14 protein-coding genes and 1 tRNA gene are annotated in these 18,166 nt (G+C 70.2%); 7 read left to right on the top strand and 8 right to left on the bottom strand.

Annotation, left to right across the window (positions count from 1 at the left end):
- Positions 1–16: 16 nt before the first annotated feature.
- From holA to leuS, 4 genes are all read right to left on the bottom strand, one after another.
- Entirely contained in the window at positions 17–994 is a 978-nt protein-coding gene (gene holA, locus VGO10_RS16465) for a DNA polymerase III subunit delta (RefSeq protein WP_327470312.1), read from the bottom strand.
- A 69-nt stretch (positions 995–1,063) separates the two neighbouring features.
- A complete protein-coding gene (locus tag VGO10_RS16460) occupies positions 1,064–3,571 on the bottom strand; it encodes a ComEC/Rec2 family competence protein (protein WP_327470310.1) in 2,508 nt (835 codons plus the stop codon).
- Positions 3,572–3,651: 80 nt separating this feature from the next.
- Positions 3,652–4,311 carry a ComEA family DNA-binding protein gene (locus VGO10_RS16455; protein ID WP_327470309.1) on the bottom strand — a complete coding sequence of 220 codons (660 nt, stop codon included), beginning with the start codon at positions 4,309–4,311 and terminating at the stop codon, positions 3,652–3,654.
- A 74-nt stretch (positions 4,312–4,385) separates the two neighbouring features.
- Complete coding sequence (gene leuS, locus VGO10_RS16450; protein ID WP_327470308.1) at positions 4,386–6,848, bottom strand: leucine--tRNA ligase; 2,463 nt, start codon at positions 6,846–6,848, stop codon at positions 4,386–4,388.
- 65 nt (positions 6,849–6,913) lie between these two features.
- Between leuS and VGO10_RS16445 the strand changes: the two genes are divergently transcribed.
- Positions 6,914–7,261, top strand: a complete 348-nt coding sequence (locus VGO10_RS16445; RefSeq protein ID WP_327470307.1) for a hypothetical protein — start codon at positions 6,914–6,916, stop codon at positions 7,259–7,261.
- A gap of 47 nt (positions 7,262–7,308) precedes the next feature.
- A complete protein-coding gene (locus VGO10_RS16440; RefSeq protein WP_327470306.1) occupies positions 7,309–8,097 on the top strand; it encodes a hypothetical protein in 789 nt (262 codons plus the stop codon).
- A 61-nt stretch (positions 8,098–8,158) separates the two neighbouring features.
- On the opposite strand, the gene VGO10_RS16435 is transcribed toward VGO10_RS16440, so the two are convergent.
- A tRNA-Ala gene (locus VGO10_RS16435) sits at positions 8,159–8,231 on the bottom strand.
- Between the two features lie 140 nt (positions 8,232–8,371).
- Between VGO10_RS16435 and VGO10_RS16430 the strand changes: the two genes are divergently transcribed.
- From VGO10_RS16430 to VGO10_RS16420, 3 genes are all read left to right on the top strand, one after another.
- Positions 8,372–8,599, top strand: a complete 228-nt coding sequence (locus tag VGO10_RS16430; RefSeq protein ID WP_327470304.1) for a FitA-like ribbon-helix-helix domain-containing protein — start codon at positions 8,372–8,374, stop codon at positions 8,597–8,599.
- Positions 8,596–9,000, top strand: a complete 405-nt coding sequence (locus VGO10_RS16425) for a type II toxin-antitoxin system VapC family toxin (RefSeq protein WP_327470302.1) — start codon at positions 8,596–8,598, stop codon at positions 8,998–9,000. Before VGO10_RS16430 ends, VGO10_RS16425 begins: the two co-directional genes overlap by 4 nt.
- A 229-nt stretch (positions 9,001–9,229) precedes the next feature.
- Positions 9,230–9,673 carry a hypothetical protein gene (locus VGO10_RS16420; protein WP_327470300.1) on the top strand — a complete coding sequence of 148 codons (444 nt, stop codon included), beginning with the start codon at positions 9,230–9,232 and terminating at the stop codon, positions 9,671–9,673.
- Between the two features lie 186 nt (positions 9,674–9,859).
- On the opposite strand, the gene VGO10_RS16415 is transcribed toward VGO10_RS16420, so the two are convergent.
- From VGO10_RS16415 to VGO10_RS16405, 3 genes are all read right to left on the bottom strand, one after another.
- Positions 9,860–10,573: a hypothetical protein gene (locus VGO10_RS16415; RefSeq protein ID WP_327470298.1), complete on the bottom strand. Its 714-nt coding sequence runs from the start codon at positions 10,571–10,573 to the stop codon at positions 9,860–9,862.
- 146 nt (positions 10,574–10,719) lie between these two features.
- Positions 10,720–11,835, bottom strand: a complete 1,116-nt coding sequence (locus VGO10_RS16410) for a carboxypeptidase-like regulatory domain-containing protein (protein ID WP_327470296.1) — start codon at positions 11,833–11,835, stop codon at positions 10,720–10,722.
- On the bottom strand, positions 11,832–13,295 hold the full coding sequence (locus VGO10_RS16405; protein WP_327470294.1) for a PQQ-binding-like beta-propeller repeat protein: 1,464 nt from the start codon (positions 13,293–13,295) through the stop codon (positions 11,832–11,834). The genes VGO10_RS16410 and VGO10_RS16405 overlap by 4 nt, the downstream gene beginning before the upstream one ends.
- Before the next feature lie 199 nt (positions 13,296–13,494).
- Here VGO10_RS16405 and VGO10_RS16400 point away from each other — a divergent pair, with 199 nt between their 5' ends.
- Both VGO10_RS16400 and VGO10_RS16395 read left to right on the top strand, forming a co-directional pair.
- On the top strand, positions 13,495–15,750 hold the full coding sequence (locus VGO10_RS16400; protein ID WP_327470292.1) for a DEAD/DEAH box helicase: 2,256 nt from the start codon (positions 13,495–13,497) through the stop codon (positions 15,748–15,750).
- 374 nt (positions 15,751–16,124) lie between these two features.
- Entirely contained in the window at positions 16,125–18,089 is a 1,965-nt protein-coding gene (locus tag VGO10_RS16395; RefSeq protein WP_327470290.1) for a LamG domain-containing protein, read from the top strand.
- Positions 18,090–18,166: the final 77 nt, after the last annotated feature.

The raw sequence follows: 18,166 nt of genomic DNA, 5'->3' as shown, positions 1-18,166 counted from the left end.
GGGGGCCGTTTCTGCGTTAACGCGCGGCCGCCATCCGCCCGAGTGCGCGGATCGAGTTGGTGTCGTCGTCGAGGTCGCTCATCCCGCGGGTCTGGAGCTCGAGGTCGGCGAGGGTCTCGATCGCGCGCCGGAGGGCTTCGGAGTCGGTGGCGCGGGCCTCTTTGATGCGGCGGTCCAGCGCCCAGGGGCTGCCTTTGGTGGAGGACTTCACCTGCGCCGGGGACTCCCCCGCTTCGAGCCGGTCGGCGATCGCGAGCACCTCGCGCAGGCGCCGTGCCATCAGCGGGATCAGGCGTCCGACGGCCTCGCCCTGCTCGCGTAACTCCAGAAACGCGTGGAAGACGGCGCGGCGATCGCGTGCGACGAGTGAGTCCACGAGGCCCCAGACCTGGATCTCGGCGGAGTCGGCCGCGGCGTCGGTGACGTCCTCGGCCGTGAGCCGCGCGCCCGGGCCGTGTTCGAGCGCGAGCTTCTCCAGCTCTCGCAGCAGGCGCTGCTGACGCTCGCCGACCTGGGCGACGAGCATCTGCGCCGCGGCCGGCTCCAACTCGATCCCGAGCCGCTTGGCCTCGGCCGTCACCCACTTCGGCAACTCGCGCAGCTTGACGGTGGCCTGCTCGACGACATCGCCGCCGGCCTTGGTCACCGCCTTGGCGAGCGCGGGCGGCACCTTGGCGCGGCCGTCCTCGCGGGCGAAGAACGCGACGGTGGTGTCGGGCGCGAGGTTGGCCAGCGCCGGGATGATGTGGGTGTCGACCTCGGCCGGCTTCCAGCGCTCGGCGCCGTCGACGACGACGAACCGCCGTCCCATCGCGAAGGTCATGGCGCTGAGCGCGAGGCCGACCGCCTCGGGGGTGGACGCGTCGCCCTCGATGACCTCCAAGCCGCCGGCACCGCTCTCCCCCTCGGCCCGCGCACGTAGACCGGCCCGCCGCTCGGCGATGCGCCCGTGGTCGTCGCCGTGGATCAGGTACGCGGGCTTCCAGGTCGCCATCGCGGCCAGTGTAGGCATGGGTGCGGTCGCGCCGCTGGGCCGGCGGGCGCGTCGCCTGGCCGGCCCCGGTCATCCGTTGGTCACCGTCGCCTGACCAGCGGTGAGGTCGACGCGGACCGCGCCGTCGCGGTCGGTGCGCTTGACGACCGGCACGGCCGCGCTGAGCGCTTGAAGCGTCGACGGTGTCGGATGGCCATAGGGGTTGTGAGCGCCGACCTCGATCAGCGCGACACGTGGGCGTAGGCGCTCGAGCAGCGCCGGGAGGCCGGGGTCGGCGCTGCCGTGATGGCTGACCTTGAGGACGTCGACGGGCGGGATGTCGAGCGGCGCGAGGACCGGGGATTCGGCGTCGGCGGTCAGCAGTGCGGTCGCCCCGAAGGCCTCGGCGACGGCGACGACCGCGCGGTCGTTGGGGTCGACGCCGGGGGTTGCGGGTCCGGCGGGTGGCCAGAGGATCCGCAGGGTGAGCGGGCCGGCGCGGACGAGCTGGCCCGCTTGTGCCGGGGTGACGCGCGTGCGTTCTCGGCGCGCGGGTCCGTCGATGGCGCTGGAGGTCGGCGAGCGGTCGCCGCCGCGGCCGTCGAGGAGCATGGCCACGGGGAGCGCCATGAGGACCGCCGGTGCGCCGCCGTCGTGGTCGGCCTGTGGATGCGTGACGACGAGCGCGTCGAGCCGGCGGACGCCTGCGGCCTTGAGCTTGCGGGCGATGCCGTCGCCGGCGGGCCCGGCGTCGACCAGTACCGCGTGGCCGCCGGCCTGCAGGAGCGTCGCATCGCCTTGGCCGATGCCGAGTGCGGTCACGCGCAGGGTGCCGGCAGGTGGCGGCGCGAGCGTGCGTGGCGGGATCAGCGCCGGGCCGAGCGCTGCCGCAACGGCAATGAAGATCGCGGCAGCGAGCAGCGCACGGCGACGACCGGACCGAGGACCGCCGGTCGCGGATGGTCTCCCACGGGCAGCGAACCACTCCTGTGGGCTGAGCCCGTTGGACGAGGCTGGTGTTCGGCGCGGACCAAGCCAGTCGCGTGGGGAGAGCCGGTGTGTGGGGCCGGCCACCATCTCCGTAACTGGTGCCGTCATGAGGACGGCAGCAAGCGCGCAGAGCACGACGAGTGCTGACAGCGGCAGTGCTACTTGCGCGCCGGGTAGTCCAGCCGCGAGCCGCGCGAGACCGACGAGGTAACCCAGCAGTGGGCCGGTGAGGGCGACGAGCGGGGAGGCGAGCGATGGCACGAGTTGGCCGAGCGCTGCCGCAGCGAGGCCGAGCCACATGATCGGGGCGACCGCAAGCGTCGCAAGGACGTTGGCCGGCAGCGCGACGAGCGAGACGCGATCGAAGTGGATGGCGATCAGCGGCGCAGTCGCGAGCGTCGCCGCGAGGGTCACCGAGACGGCCTCGGCGACCGGCGCCGCGAGGCCACGACGCTGCAACCGGTCGCGGGCGGGCGCTGCGATGGTCGCGATCCCCACGACCGCGGCAAAACTCAGCTGCCAGCCGGCGTCCGTCGCGGCGCGAGGATCCAGGCCAAGCGTCGCTGCCGCGGCGAGCAGCAGTGCGTACCAGCGCGACGCGGGCCGCCCGGCGAGGGCGGCGGCGATCGCCGCGACGCCCATCACGCCGGCGCGCTGGATCGACGGCCCGCCGCCGGCCAACGGGACGTAGAACACGATCAACGCCAGAACCAGGGTCCAACGAGCGCGGATCCCGACCCCTGCGACGATGCAGAGCCCGAGCGCGAGCGCAGCGAGCAGCGCGATGTTCTGACCGGAGGCGGCCGTGAGGTGCGTGAGGCTTGCCGCCTTGAAGGCGTCGCGCAGATCATCTGGCAGCGCGGCGTCGTCGCCGAGGACCATCCCACGCAGCAGCGCCGCCTCGCCTGGCGGAAGATGTCCATCAAGAACACGTTCGGCGCGGCGCCGAACACCATCCACAACGCCGAGCGCGCCCCCGCGCCGGCGACCAGTCGCCTGCAGCTCGGTCGCGCGCAGCGTCGCGTGGGCGTGCAGCGCCTGACCGGCGAGGTCGGGTGGTCGGATGCGTCCTCGCACCGAGACGATGTCGCCGACACGGAGCGCGTCCACGTCGACCTCGCCGTCCGGGGGCGTTCCTCCCGACGGATGCTCGCTCGACGCTCGCGCTCCGGAGGCCTTCCCTCCCAATGCTTGCCCGCCCAATGCCGGCCGCTCGTCAGCCGGCGCCATCCAGCTCGGCACCCGCATTAGCACCGGCTCGCCGTGCCAGCGCACCAGCGTGCGCCGGCCGCCGAAGGCGTCGGCGCGCAGCGGTGACAGCACGGTCGCCTCTCCCGTCACCGACTGCCCAAAGCTCGCCGCCAGCCGCGTGCGCTCCAACGACGCCGTCCGCGCCTCAGCCACCCATGCAGCGCCAAGCAGCGCGGCGGCCAACGCCAGCGCTGCCGCGGGCCGTCGGACGACCGGCAGCGTGAGCGACCCGAACGCGACGGCCAGCGCGGCGGCGGCGACCACTGATGCCGGCGCCCGGGTCCCGTGCAGCAGGCCAACAACGACAACAACGAGGAACAGCTGCCGGGGATGGCGCGTGCCCTGGTCGGCCAGCACGCGCCGCCAGAACGCTACGCGCCGACGCACGCGGTTCGCCACGACCGCCACCGGAACCCCTGGCGACCGGCGGGTGGCGCTCACACCGTCACCTGGGCCTTCAGCGACTCCAGCTTCTTCGGGCCGATCCCCGGGATCTGTGCCAGATCGTCGATCGAGGAGAAGCCGCCGTGCTGGGTGCGGTAGTCGAGGATCTTCTGTGCTGTCGTGGGACCGACGCCGTCGAGGGTGTCCAACTGCTCGGCGGTGGCGGAGTTGAGGTTGATGGGCGCTGACGGCGCGGCGCCGGCAGCACCGCCCGCTGCCGTCGTCCCAGCAGGCCCACCGCCGCCCGCAACGGCTCCCCCCACTCCCGCCGCCCCGCGCCGCGGCACCACCACCTGCTGCCCGTCGGCGATCTTCGCGGCCAAGTTGATGGCCTGCAGATCCGTGGCGCCGTTCGCCCCGCCCGCGCGCCGGATCGCGTCCTCCACCCGCTGCCCAACCCGCAGCCGATAGACCCCCGGCCGCCGCACCGCGCCCACCACGTGCACGACCGCGCTGCCATCGCGCGCGGGCGCAACGGACACAGACGGCGCGTCTGAAGAAGTGGCCGCGGTCGTCGTCGCAGCCCCGCCACGATCCCCTACTGGTGCCGTCGACGCCGACCCGTCCGACCGCAGCACTCGCCACCCCAGCAACACCACCAACACGGCGCACGCCGCGTAGGCGGCGAACTCGGAGCGGCTGAGGTCGGGCATCCGGCCAACCTAAGCCGGACCCTGACAAGCGGGACGCGCGTGCTGTGACGACTTCGTGGAGCAGCTGCGCGGCGTTAGCCGCGCACCACCACGTTGACCAGCTTGCCCGGTACCACGATCTCCTTGACGACGTCCTTGCCGTCCACGTGCGCGACCACGTTCGGCAGCGCCCGTGCCAGCTCCAGCAGCGCGTCCTTCGACGCGCCCGTCGGCGCCTCGACCCGGTCGCGAACCTTGCCGTTGACCTGCACGACCAGCTCGAAGGTGTCGGCTTCCAGGTAGGCCGAGTCCGCCGCCGGCCACGGCTCCTCCCACACGCGCCGGCCCGTGAGCAACATGTAGGCATCGGCCGTCACGTGGGGCGCGAACGGGAACAGCAGCGACGACGCCGTGGCCAGCGCAAACCGCACCGACCCAGGATCCGCAGCACCCCGCTTCTCCGTCGTCACCTCGTTGAACAGCTCGCGCACCGCGGCGATCGCCGTGTTGAACGAGAAGCGCTGGTCCATGTCGTTGGTGACCTTGTCGATCGCCCAATGCGCCTTGCGGACGATCCGCAGCGCGTCGGCGTTCAACTCGTCTGGCAGCGGGTTATCCGGCAGCTCGTCGGCCGCAACCGCCGACGTCCGCCACAACCGCCCCAAGAACCGGTACATGCCCTCGACGCCGCTCTCGGACCAGTCGGCATCCTGATCCGGCGGGCCGATGAACAAGATGTAGGCCCTGGCGGTGTCGGACCCAAAGCGGTCGACGATCGACGCCGGCGAGACCACGTTCCCGCGGGACTTGGACATCTTCGCCCCGTCCTTGGTGATCATCCCCTGCGTGAACAGGCGAGCGAACGGCTCGTCGGCCTGCAAGTGCCCCATGTCGCGCAAGGCCTTGATGAAGAACCTGGCGTACAACAAGTGCAGGATCGCGTGCTCGACGCCGCCGATGTACTGGTCCACCGGCATCCAGTGGTCCAACACCTTCGAGTCCCACGCCGCGTCCGCGTTGTCCGAGTCGGTGTAGCGCAGGAAGTACCACGAGGAGTCGACGAACGTGTCCATCGTGTCGGTCTCGCGCCGCGCCGCGCCGTCGCACGACGGGCACGGAACGTTCACCCAGTCCTCAGCCGCGGCCAGCGGCGACTTGCCCTTGGGCTTGTAGTCGGTGATGTCAGGCAGGACGACCGGCAGGTCCTCATCGGGGACCGGGACCATCCCGCACGTGTCACAGTGGATGATCGGGATCGGGCAGCCCCAGTAGCGCTGGCGCGACAGCAGCCAGTCACGCAGCCGGTAGTTGACCGACTTATTGCCCTTGCCTTCACGATCCAGCCAGGCGACGATCTGCTCCAGCGCCTCCGCCTTGTACAGGCCATCGAAGTCCGGATGCGAGTTGACCAGCGGGCCGTCGCCGGTGAACGGCAGCTCGTCGCCACCCTCGGGGTCGGCGACTACGCGCTTGACCGGCAAGTCATAGGCCTGCGCGAACGCGAAGTCTCGATCGTCGTGGCCCGGCACGGCCATGATCGCGCCCGTGCCGTACTCCATCAACACGTAGTCGGCGACGTACATCGGCAGCAGCTCGCCGTTGACGGGATTGACGACATGTCGCCCCAAGAAGACGCCCGTCTTGACCTTGTCGGCGTCACCGCGCTCCTCGACCGACTCGCTCGCCGCGTGGTTGACGTAGGCGCGCACCTCGTCCTCGCGCCCCGTTCCGGCGATCAGCCGCTCGATGTCCGGATGCTCGGGCGCCATCACGAAGAACGTCGCACCAAAGAGCGTGTCCGGCCGCGTCGTGAAGACGGGGTAGTCGATGTCTAGCTCGTCACAGCGGAACGTGACCTCGGCGCCTTCGGAGCGCCCGATCCAGTTGCGCTGCATGGTCTTGACGTGCTCGGGCCAAGCGATGTTCTCAAGATCATCAACAAGCTGATCGGCGTAGTCGGTGATCCGGAAGAACCACTGCTCGAGCTGGCGGACCTCGACCTCGTGGCCGCAGCGCTCGCAGCGCCCATCGACGACCTGCTCGTTGGCCAGGACGGTCGCGTCGTTGGGACACCACTTGACCGCGGCGTCCTTGCGGTAGGCCAGCCCGCGCTCAAAGAGCTGCAAGAAGATCCACTGCGTCCAGCGGTAGTAGGAGGGCTCGTGGGTCGCGAGCTCGCGCGACCAGTCGATCGAGATCCCCCACTCGCGGAACTGCTTCTGGAAGGACTTGATCGCCTCCTCGGTCGACACGCGCGGGTGCTGGCCGGTACGGATCGCGTGGTTCTCGGCCGGCAGGCCGAAGGCGTCGTAGCCCATCGGATGCAGGACGCGGCGACCGGTGCGGCGGTGGAAGTGCGCGACCGCATCGCCCACCGAGTACACCTTGAGGTGGCCGATGTGCGGCTCTCCGCTGGGGTACGGGAGCATCTCCAACACGTAGGACTTCTCGCCCGCGTCGAGCGCCTCCTCATTGGAGACCTCCCACGTGCGTTCGTCGGCCCAGACCCGCTGCCAGCGGGGCTCGATCTCCAGCGGGTCGTAACGATGCTCGGCCACGGGCCGCAGGCTACAGCGACCGTCCCGGCCGCCGATCTGCGGGCAAGCTCGTACGATCCTCGGCTGTGGGCGAGACCGTCACCGTCGACGCGCTGCTGCGCGACCCGACCACCGTGGAAGTCACCGAGGGCCTGGAGCGCAATCCGGGCTCGGCGCGCCTCGCCGAGCGCGGCTGGCAGCCGTTGTGGTTCGAGGTCCGGATCGCGATCGGCGAGGAGCACGATCACGAGTTCGTGCATTCGCTGGTCTGGCGGGAGCCGGGTCGCGACGCGCGCGAGGTCGGTCTGGAGGAGTTGGGCCACACGCTGGACGAGGCGCTGCGCAACCTCCGCGACCTGGAGGGCCATGACGTCTGGCCCGAGGACGTCGCCGATCCGAGTCTGCGAGTCGAGGTCGCCGACGCCCCGGCCTGACTGGCATCTTGCGTACGCGCGCGAGTAACCGACCTACCATGACGCGAATGGAGGATCAGCCCGCAGATCCCGAGCAGACCGAGCTCGACGAGCTGCTCGCGTCGCTGGGCACCGCGCGACCGCTGAGCGAGATCTCCGTGGCGTCGTCGAAGGTCGCCGCGATCGTCGAGTCCGCCGAGCGCGCGGCCGAGGACCTGCGGATCAAGACCGAGGAGAAGGTCCGCGAGCGGATCGCCGAGGCTGCGCGGGCTGCGGATCTGCGGGTTGAGGCGGCGGAGGCCGAGGCGCGGGAGATCGTTGACGGCGCCCGACGCGAGGCGGCGGCCGTGGAGGCCGAGGCGCGCGAGGGCGTCCGGCTGATCCATGAGCGCGCGGCGCAGGCGCGGACGGAGGCGGAGGCGCGCAAGTCGGCGGCGCTGGCGGAGGCGTCTGAGGAGGCGTTGCGGGTGCGAGCTGCCGCCGATGCGTACGCCGAGGAGGCCAAGCAGGACGCCAAGCGCGCGGCACGGGAGATCATCGCCGAGGCGCACGCGGCGGCGCGGGATGTGCTGCATGACGGGACGACGCTGTCGGGGCATCTGCAGGAGCTGAGCGACTCGCTGCACCGCAACGCGGAGCGGTTGCTGAACGACGTCAAGCTCGCGCATGCACGGCTGACGGCTGATTTGGATCAGGCGGCGCCGGCGGGTGGGATCGACGCAGTGCCCAGCGCTTCTCGCGGGTCCGGTTCTGAGCCGGTCTCCCCCGGCTTCGCGTCCCGGCCCGCCCCGGCCGCTGGCCGCAAGCGCGGCGACGACGACTTCGAGGTGCCGGAGTTCGTGCCGGGTCGCCGCTAGGGCGCCTCTAAACCGCCGCCTCAACGACGAAACCCCCGCTATCACGGGGGTCTCGTATAGATGGAGCCAGGGGGGCTCGAACCCCCGACCTCCTGCATGCCATGCAGGCGCTCTCCCAGCTGAGCTATGGCCCCAGGTCGCTCGTCCATCTTAACAGCAGCGGCACCCTCGCGGCTATTCGACCAGATGCAAACGGTTGGAGGCAGATGCGACGCCGCCCGGACGTTCCGCGCGGCCATCGACATGCGATCTGCATGTAGCTAGGATGAGATGCATGTCGACGATCCAGGTTCGCAACGTCCCCGAGGATCTCCACCGCCAGCTCAAGGCACGCGCCGCGGGCCAGGGACGATCGCTCTCGGACTACGTGCTCGACGAGTTGCGCGTCGCGGCCAACCGCCCAACGATGGGTGAGTGGCTGGCCGCCGTCGAAATCCTGCCGGCGCCGGCGCACCCGCCCACGCCGGCAACAGAGGTCCTCGCCGACGAGCGGCGCCGGTGACGCGCCTGGTCGCCGACGCCAGCGCGATCGTCGATCTGCTGGCCGGCGCGCCCAACGCCGGTGCCATCGCCGCGGCCGTAGCGCCTTTCCCCGAGATCGATGTTCCCGAGCACTTCCACGTCGAGGCGATCTCCGCACTCCGCGGCATGCTGCTCCGAGACGACATCGCCGCCGATCGCGCCGAACGAGCACTCCAACTCCTCGCCGAGTTGCGCGTCATCCGGCACCCCGTCGAGCCACTGACTCGCAGCATCTGGTCGATGCGCGACACCCTCACCGCCTACGACGCGGCCTACCTCGCCGTCGCCCAAAACATCGACGCACGACTCTTGACCACCGACCGAGGACTGGCAACTGCCGCGCGCCAGGACAGACGACTAGCCGAGATCACTAGATCCTGAACCACACGGTCTCCCTATTCGCGCAAGATAGAAATCCGCGAACAGAGCGTCGCATCTCAGACATTTGGGGTGTGCGGTTAGCGCTTAGTCCGACCACCTCGCGCCGGTCGCACTACGCCGCCCAACTCGTTCCATCCGCCCACCCGAATAGGCTCTGCCTACAACCAAATCAAGACCCCCGCGACCGTTGTAGCGGCCCGGGGGCATGACCCAAGGAGTCACAACTCCCATGAGTACCCCGCAGCGTACCCACGCCCGCGCGATCGCCGTCGATCGCGAGACCGCCGACGTCCTTCGGCTCGAGACCAAGAAGATGATGGACCTCGGCCACGAGCTCTTCGAGGACTTCCTCCTCTACGGGCCCGAGGCTCAATACGTGTTGGCGATGCGATTCTGTGCCGCGACCGCGCTCATCACCGCCGTCGGCTGGGACCCCGACAAGGTCGACGCCAACGCGACGACCTTCGAGGTCCCATTGACCGACGACCTCGTCGACCAGTTGCGCCACCGCCGCTACGACCTAGCGCTCTGCAACAACGACCGCCTCGACGGCCTCGACGTCAACGAACCCATCGACCCCGGCCTCCTCGCCGACATCACGACAGACCGCCTCGCGGCCCAGGCCCTGGATCGCCTGTTCGGCAAGTACGAAGCCGCTCGCGCGGCGGCCTAACCGAAACGCGTTCCGGGTCGCGGACAACGCTGCGGCCCGGACGCCACGGCGTTCCGCCCCAGCGAACCTTCACTGCCGGCGACGTAGCTCGTTCTGCCATCCTGAGTATTGGCGAAGATGCCATGTCGAACGTCGGTCTTCCGGCCGGGATCTTGAGCCGCGGACCCTCTCATGCCGTGTGGCCGATCATCGTGGCAGCGGCGCGCGATCTAACCGCTCGCCGCGCCGGTACAGCAGCACCACCTCGGTGATGCACAGCGCCGCGGTCGACGCTAGGCCGGCCTCGGCGATGTGTAGTCCGACGCGATGAGGCACGACGCCGTCAGCCCGCAGAGCGAACAGCACCAGCGCGATCGCCACCGTGCAGATCGGCGCGAGCATCGGATGGGCGTCCTCGATCCCGAAGAAGAAGCGCAGGACGAGCACGAACGACGCGATCATGAACACGCACAGCCAGAAGATGGCGGCGCCGCACAGGACGGTGATCCACCACGGACCCGTGCTCATGCCGCTCTGCAGCAGGCTCATGGTCGCGGATGCGCTCACGGCGAAGGTGAACAAGAACACGATGCGCCACACAGGTAGTGGGATCGCTGGCACCTCGTCACGGCCGATCCGCCGCCACATCAGCGCTCGCCAGGCCATGATCATCGCGACCAGCAGCGGCGCGCCGAACGCCAGATGGTGCAGCTTGCCGTCCCACCAGTCATTGGCGATCCGCAGTGGACCGCCATACGGGATCGTGATCACGATGATCGATGCCATCCCGACCCGCGCACGCCACTTCGCCACGTCGCCGAGCCAGCCGGGCAGCGGCCGCCGACGGCGCGGATAGAAGACGATCTGGGCGGCGAAGACCGGGCGCAGGATGGAGCGGTCGAAGCGCATCGCCGGCGGCATTGCAGCACGACGGGGCCTGATCAGTCAACGGCCACTCATCGGTGGCGGACGTCCGCGCCGAATCTCCGCGCTCCGCGGCATGCTGCTCCGAGACCCACGGCTGATCGGATCACGTCGAGCGGTGAGCGACGTGTCCGCAGGCATGGTCACCAACGAACCGGCAGGACCGTCGTGGTCCCGACCTTCTGACCCCGCAGACGGACCGAGACCCACAGTCGCCCCGCACGGACACCGCGCAGGGGCACACGAATCGCCACCGCGTGGCCGGCGCGCACGGTGAGCGTGCGGAGGCCGACGCGGCGGCCGCCCCGAATCCGGCCGGCTTGGATGAGCGGACGCCGGACCGTCACGGTCACGGCGCAGGCCGGGCCACCCGCCGCGCACAGAAGACGCAGGTGAAGCCGCTGCCGCCCGTCAACCGTCCAGCGGCCACCGGCGACCGCCAGCAGCGAGATCACCGCCTTTCGGCGAGCCTTCGGTGACGGAGACGTCTTCGCGCCGGGCGTCGGTGTCCCAGCTTTCCCCGAGGTTCCGGTTGAAGTGCCCGTCGAGGCGACGGGTGCTGTGCCGGCCGAGGACGGCAACCGCGTCAGGGTCGCGTCCGTCGGGCCGACCACCTGGCCGGCCTGGAGTGCAATCACCTGCGCGTCTGACGGCGTGGAGGCGTCGGGGTAGTAGACCGGCGCGTACCGCTCGGGCCGCCCGGCGCAGTCGTCATCGACGAGTTGCAGGATGAACCGGCCTGGAGGCAGCTGGGTGAGCTTGTAGTCACCGTCCGTATCGGTCGGCTGGCGCACGACTGGCCGGCCGGCGGTGTCCTCGAGCACGACGCACACCCCCGACAGAGCGGACAGCCCGCCGTCGCGAACCGTCCCGGTGATGGTCGCCCCCATGACAAGCGCGCCGTCGATACCGGAGGTCGTCTCCCCGGCAGACACGCTGACCGCGGTGGCGGTGGCCGGGGTGCTGGCGTCCCGGTAGTACTGGATGGCCTGAGCGGTGTGGTCGCTCAGGCAGCCGTTGTCAGGGTCGAACTCCACCGTCCAGGAGCCGGGAGGCACCTGGTCGACGATGTAGTCACCGTTGTCATCGCTGGCCGCGCTGGCCACCTCCTGTCCGGTCGCATCGAGGACCAGCACGCACACCGGACCCGAGCCACCGGACACCGTCCCGCTGATCGACCCGCCGGCGGCGGCGGACGCGGTGCCCGCCGCGAACACGGCCGTGGTCGCCACCACCAGGACGAGACCGGTGAGCCTCAACGCGGCGAGTGGGCCGTGACGCGCCCGTGGCTGCGGGGCGCGCGGATCGTGGGCCGCAGGTGCCGCGGGTCCGGGCGCCCCCGATGCGACACCGCCGCCGTCCGCGCGCCCGTCAGGCTGAAGGCCTCGAGGTCGCTGGCCGCGCTGTAGAGCACGCCGTTGACGACCACGGGTGGCGCAGCGCAGTAATCGCCACTCCACAACCGGCCGCCGTAGGAAGCCGCATAGGCGGAGAGCGCCTGCCCGACGCAGGCGTACAACACGCCGTTGGCGACCGCCAGGCCCGCAGCCGGGCCAGAGGTCGCGATCGTCCACAGCGCGGCGCCGGTCCCAGCGTCATAGGCGCCGAGCGACGTGCAGCCGGCGGCGTAGACGACGCTGTCGGCGTAGACCGGCCTGGGTGGGGTGCACCCGGTTCCCCCCAGCGTGGTGCTCCAGCCGCTGCCCCCGATGCTGTCGAGGCGGCCATTGGCCTCCGTGGCGAAGCCGAGACTATCGGCGACCACCGCGACCCCCGACAGCGCCGAGCTGGGGAAGAAGCCGAACTGCCCGTTGAACTCGTAGTCCCCCTGGACGATCCATGGCTTGCCATTGGGCGAGAACGAGACCGGCGCGGTCACCGCACCACTGCTGCCACCCCCAATGGAGGTCCCGGCAGCACCCGTGCTCGCGTTCAGCACATGCACTAGGCCATCGGCCGCCGGGACGTAGAGCAGGCTGCTCTTCGTCGATGGGGCGGCGGTGACGGCGACGCCGATGTTCTTCGTCCAGGCCGGGGCGCACACCCCGCCGTCGGTGCGGCATTGGGCGTTGTAGGCGGTGATGTTGCCTTGGGCATCCGCGAAGACCACCTTCGACGAGGCTCCCACCGCCGGGAGCGGCGTCACGAAGCTGGCTCCCGGCGCCGTCGCCGTCCACAGCAGCTTCCCCGCCTGGGAGAAGGCGCGAACCGTCTTGTTGAGGTCCTCGACGAAGACATTGCCCGCGTAGAAGATGGGGTACTTCCCGTTTCCGAGGCCGTCGAGCTGCTGCCCCCACGACTCCGACAACTCGTCGACGTTCCCGGTGTCGATCGTGTTCTCGAACGGGTTGTCGCCGCGCCAGGAGGGTCCGAAGCCGCCCTGTGCCCAGATCGCGCTGACGTAGAAGGAGGCCTGGGCGGCCGCGTGCGTGCGCCGCTCGTCCAGTGTGATCCAGTTCGTCCCAGGCTGTGCTGACGCCGGGATCTGGATGGAGGCGCTGACCGTGCCGGTCGCGCTGGTGGTCACCAGCGCGAGATCAGCCGTGCCGAGGAACACGTCGACCGAGGCGCTGGCGTCGAAGCCCGAACCGGAGACGACGATGGACGTCCCCGGGGCGCCAGAGGTGGGCGACAACGTGATCGTGGTCGCAGCATCGGCGCCACCAACCCACACGAGCGGGGTGATGAACGCGACGCACAACGAGAGCAACCAGCGCATTGAGACCCCCGGTCGGGTATACGCGCTTGATCGTTCAACTGTGACACGCGCGAGCGCGAAACTATCTTGGTCGATGTCGGCTGTCAACGGCCGGCGCCGGCGAAGCCACCCGAAAGCCCGGAGCGCTCGCGCCGCGCCGACCAGGCGCGCCACGGTGTCCCGCCCCTCCGCCCCCCACGCCCAATACCCTCCGCTGCCGATGGCCCCGTCCTCCCCACCGAACGCCACGGTCGGGGTCGAGCCGATGGGGTCGCACTTCGTCGTCACGACGGTGCCGGGCGACGGCCTCGCCGGCGCGCTGGCGACACTGCCCCACGTCCTGCGCGATCCCATCCGCGAGCCGCACGTCTGGAGCGCACCGGCGGTGCCGGTCGTCGCGCGCGCCGTGCGAAACCTCCTCGCGATGCACCCCAACATCGAGGTCGAGCCACCCGCTGAGCAGCTGCTGGCCGCCGTCGAGCAGCTGCCCGAGGCCGCGACGGCCGTCGCACACTTCTGCGAGCACAAGCCCGGCGTGCCGGGCGTCGTCATCGCGATGGAGCCCGATCGCGAGCTGCGCGCCGTCCTCACCCAGCTGCCCGACCGCCGCCATGACCCGGTGCTGGACCGCTTCTGGATCCCCGCGCGCGACGCCCCGCTGGAGGCGCTCGCAGACGAGCTCGACCGCATCGCAACGCTCACCGCCATGCCCGAGGTCCGCAAGCGCGTCGGCCGCTACGAGCAGCCGTCGCTCTCGCAAGCCGCCGTCGTCGACGTCGCGCACCGCTGCGACGTGGCCGTCGTAGAGAACGTCGCGAGCGAGGTCGGTCTGCGCCTCTGCCGGCGCTGCCATCCGGATCTCGAGCCCGCGCTCACCCCCCTCGGCCTTGTCACGCGCACCTTCGACTCGTGGTGGGTCTCGATCCACGGCGACGGCGGACTGCGCGCGCTGATGGAAACCCGCCCGGAGCTCCAGGGCGGCCACGACATCTTCCCCGCCCTTGACGCCGCGGCGCGCCAAGCCGGCACCGCCGACGAGCTCGAAGCGCTCTCATCCGCCGAGGAGGGCCGCGTCGAGATCGACGGCCTCACCGCGCCGCTGCGCCCGTTCCAAGGCGCCGCCGTCGACTACGCACTGCGTGCCCGCCGGACGTTCCTCTCCGACGAGCCCGGCCTCGGCAAGACGATCCAGGCGCTCGCGACGCTCGAGGCCGCCGGCGCCTACCCGGCGCTCGTCGTCGCACCAGCGTCGCTGCGCTTGAACTGGTTGCGCGAGGCCGAGCGCTGGCTGCCGCACCGCACGCGCACCGGGCTCTCCGGTGGTGACGCCATCAACACCAATGACATCTCCGTGGCCAGCTACGAGATCGCCCATACCTTGATCGACGGTGCCATCGCCGCCCCACCCCGCGCGCTCATCCTCGACGAGTCGCACTTCTGCAAGAACCCGACGGCGCGCCGCACGCAGGCCGTCACCGCGATCGCCGACGCCCTGCCCGACGACGCGATCGTCCTGCTGCTCTCCGGCACGCCCGTCCTCAACCGTCCCGAGGAGCTGGCCGCACAGCTGAAGATCCTCGGCCGCCTCGACGCGATCGGTGGCGCGCGGCGCTTTGCCCGCGTCTACGCGCGCGGCCAGGAGCTCAACACGCTCAACCGCCGCCTGCGCCGGACCTGCTTCGTGCGCCGCCGCAAGGCCGACGTCCTGCGCCACCTCCCGGCCAAGCAGCGCGTAATCGTCCCGGTCACGATCGCCAACGGCGGTGAGTACCGCGCGGCGAAGTCCGACGTCGCCCGGTGGGTCCGGGCACAGGCCGAGGCCGACGCGGCGTTCACGCGCGAGATCGCCGGCCTTGACGACGACGCCCGCGCCGCCGCGATCCGCGAGCGTGGCCGGGACGCCGAGCAGCGTGCCCGCCGCGCCCAGGCGCTCGTCCGAATCACGCAGCTGGCGCTGATCGCCGCGCGCGGCAAGCTCGACGGCGCGCGCGAGTGGATCGGAAACTTCGTGGAGACCGGCGAGAAGTTGGTGGTCTTCACCCGCCACCGCGAGATCGGCGACGCGTTGTTGGAGGCCTTCCCCGGCGCCGCCTGCGCGACGGGTCGCCTCGACGCCGACGGCCGCGCCGCCGAGGTGCAGCGCTTCCAGTCAGACGACGCCTGCCGGCTGATCATCTGCTCGCTGGACGCCGCGGGCGTCGGGCTGACGATGACCGCCGCGTCCAACGTCGCCTTCGTGGAGCTGGGCTGGACGCCGGCCGCCCACGACCAGGCCGAGGACCGCGTGCACCGCATCGGCCAGGAGGAGGCCGTCACCGCCTGGTACCTGCTCGCGGCCGACACGATCGACGAGCGGATCGCGGCCGTGATCGACCGCAAGCGCGAGCTGGTCCGGGCCGCGACCGATGGCGTGCCGGCCGGTCAGGAGGCAGTTCTCGACGAGTTGCTGGACTGGCTCTCGACACCGGATTCCTGACCGAGACGCGCCATCCCCCAACCGGGTGAACCGCGTGTGTGTTTGGTCCGCACGCCAACCCTCGTGATACATAACCAAGGCTCTGGGTAGACCTAGGGGTGAACAGAAGAGTTGCCCCGGATTGCCTGTGCATCCAGGGTCCGATCCCCAGATTCGACGTCTAACTCACCCGTCCTAACAGCCTTCAAGACCTGTTAGAACGATATTTGCCAGGCGCGTGAGCAGGGGGGCCTTCACCGGCCTTTCACGCGCCGTCCATAGGCCTTTCCGAGCCGCGCCGGCCACGGTGCCGGCTTGGTGCCCCGAACTGTTCCACCGGAGGCTTCTTCGTGCCTTTAATTAGACGCTTGCGCGTCGCGCTGATCGCTGCGTGCGTGCTCGTACCCACCCTCTTGCTGGCGGGTTTCGCATCCGCGGCAACCGTGCCGCTCAACGGCCGGACCTTTGATGCTGCGTGCAGTGCTGCAGCAGCCGGCGACACGATCACCGTCCCCGCCGGTACCTACGGCTCGCAGGCGATGAAGTGCACCAAGGCGGTCACGCTCGCTGGTGCAGGCGTGTCGACGCGGGTCGACTACCTCAACTTCTCCGGGGCCAATGGCCCGACGGTGACGGGCATGCGCTTCGTCACCGGTCTGATGTCCAGCGGCTCGCAGAACGTCGCGGTCAAGAGCTCGACGATCAACAACCAGACCTACATCGAGAACACGACGGGGATGCTGTTCGACCACGTCACCTGGGAGCCCGAGACCTCCTCGACGTCATGGGCCAACGGCGACATGGTGGACATCTTCCCGGACCGCAACAACGCCCCCAACCACAACATCACCATCCAGAACAGCCTTCTGCATGGTCTGCGGTCGCCGTCGAGCACGGCGCACTCCGACGCGATCCAGCTCTACAACAACGGCCAGCCCCACACCGGGATCAAGATCCTGAGCACGCGCTTCTATGACAACGAGTGCATCAACCTGCGCACCAATCCCGGCGATGGCGTCACGCTCGAGAACAACATCTTCGGCGATTCCTACAAGGGCATCTCGGGATGCGGCTACTACGCGATCGATGTCGGCTACGCCAATGTGATGGCGCGCAACAACGTCTTCCCTGGCGCCCAGGAGATCCAGGAGACCCCGACGACCAGTGGCATCCATCAGAACTGGATCAACAACGCCGGCGCGGGCTTCTCGGATGGCTGCGGCACCGGCGGCGCAGCGGGCGCGACGCTCAGCCACAACGTCTGGACCGAGCAGAAGTGCGGCGCCACCGACAAGCAGGTCAGCTCGCTGAAGGTCAACAGCGACGGCACGCTGCAGTCGGGCAGCCCATTGCTCGACGCGGGCGACACCGCCAACTACCCAGCGACCGACTACCTCGGCAAGGCGCGCTACGCCGGCCTGGCGCCCGACGCCGGCGCCTACGAGAGCGGCACCGTGAGCCCGCCTGCGGCTGACAAGACCGCTCCGGCGACGACGATCACCTCGGCCCCGGCCAGCGGCACGTCGACCAGCGCCTCGGTGGCGTTCAGCTCCAGCGAGGCGGGCAGCACCTTTCAGTGCAAGCTCGACAGCGGCGCCTATGCCGCCTGCACCTCACCGAAGAGCTACACCGGCCTGGCCGTCGGCTCGCACACGGTGAGCGTCCGGGCAACCGATGCCGCCGGCAACACCGACGCCACACCCGCCACGGCGACGTGGACGGTCAGCGCTGCGGCGAACCCGGCGCTCGTCGCCGCGTACGCCTTCAACGAGACCTCGGGCACGACGGCCAAGGACGCCACGGGCCACGGCCTGACCGGCACGGTCTCGGGCGCGACGTGGGTCGCGGCGGGCAAGTACGGCCGCGCGCTCTCGTTCGACGGTGACAAGGACCAGGTCACCGTCGCCGACAACAGCCGTCTGGACCTCACCACCGGCATGACGCTCGAGGCCTGGCTGCAGCCGACCACGACCTCGGGCTGGCGCACCGTGATGGCCAAGGAGCAGAGCAACGGCATTGTCTATGGCCTGTTCGGCTCCAGCGACACGGGCAAGGGCGCCGCCGACGTCTTCACGACGAGCGAGTTCAACACCCGCGCCGCCACGGCGCTGTCGACCAGCACGTGGACCCATCTGGCCGCCACCTACAACGGCTCGACGTTGACGATCTACATCAACGGCGTGGCCTCTTCCTCCCGGTCGGTCCCCGGCCCGCTCAAGACCAGCACGGGCGTGCTGCGCCTGGGCGGGAACTCGGCCTTGGGCGAGTGGTTCAAGGGCAGGATCGACGAGGTCCGCGTCTATAACAAGGCGCTGACCGCCGCACAGATCCTCAGCGACCTGAAGGTCCCGGTCTCCTAGCACCTGCAGTGACATCCGCAGGCTCCCGCCCGCCGCCCGCGTCCTTCCAGGACGCGGGCGGTTCTTGTAGCGCTTGC

Source organism: Baekduia sp. (genome assembly GCF_035996765.1).
Lineage (GTDB): Bacteria > Actinomycetota > Thermoleophilia > Solirubrobacterales > Solirubrobacteraceae > Baekduia.
Note: the sequence above shows the minus strand (reverse complement) of the source record. Positions and strands in the feature narration are given on the sequence as shown.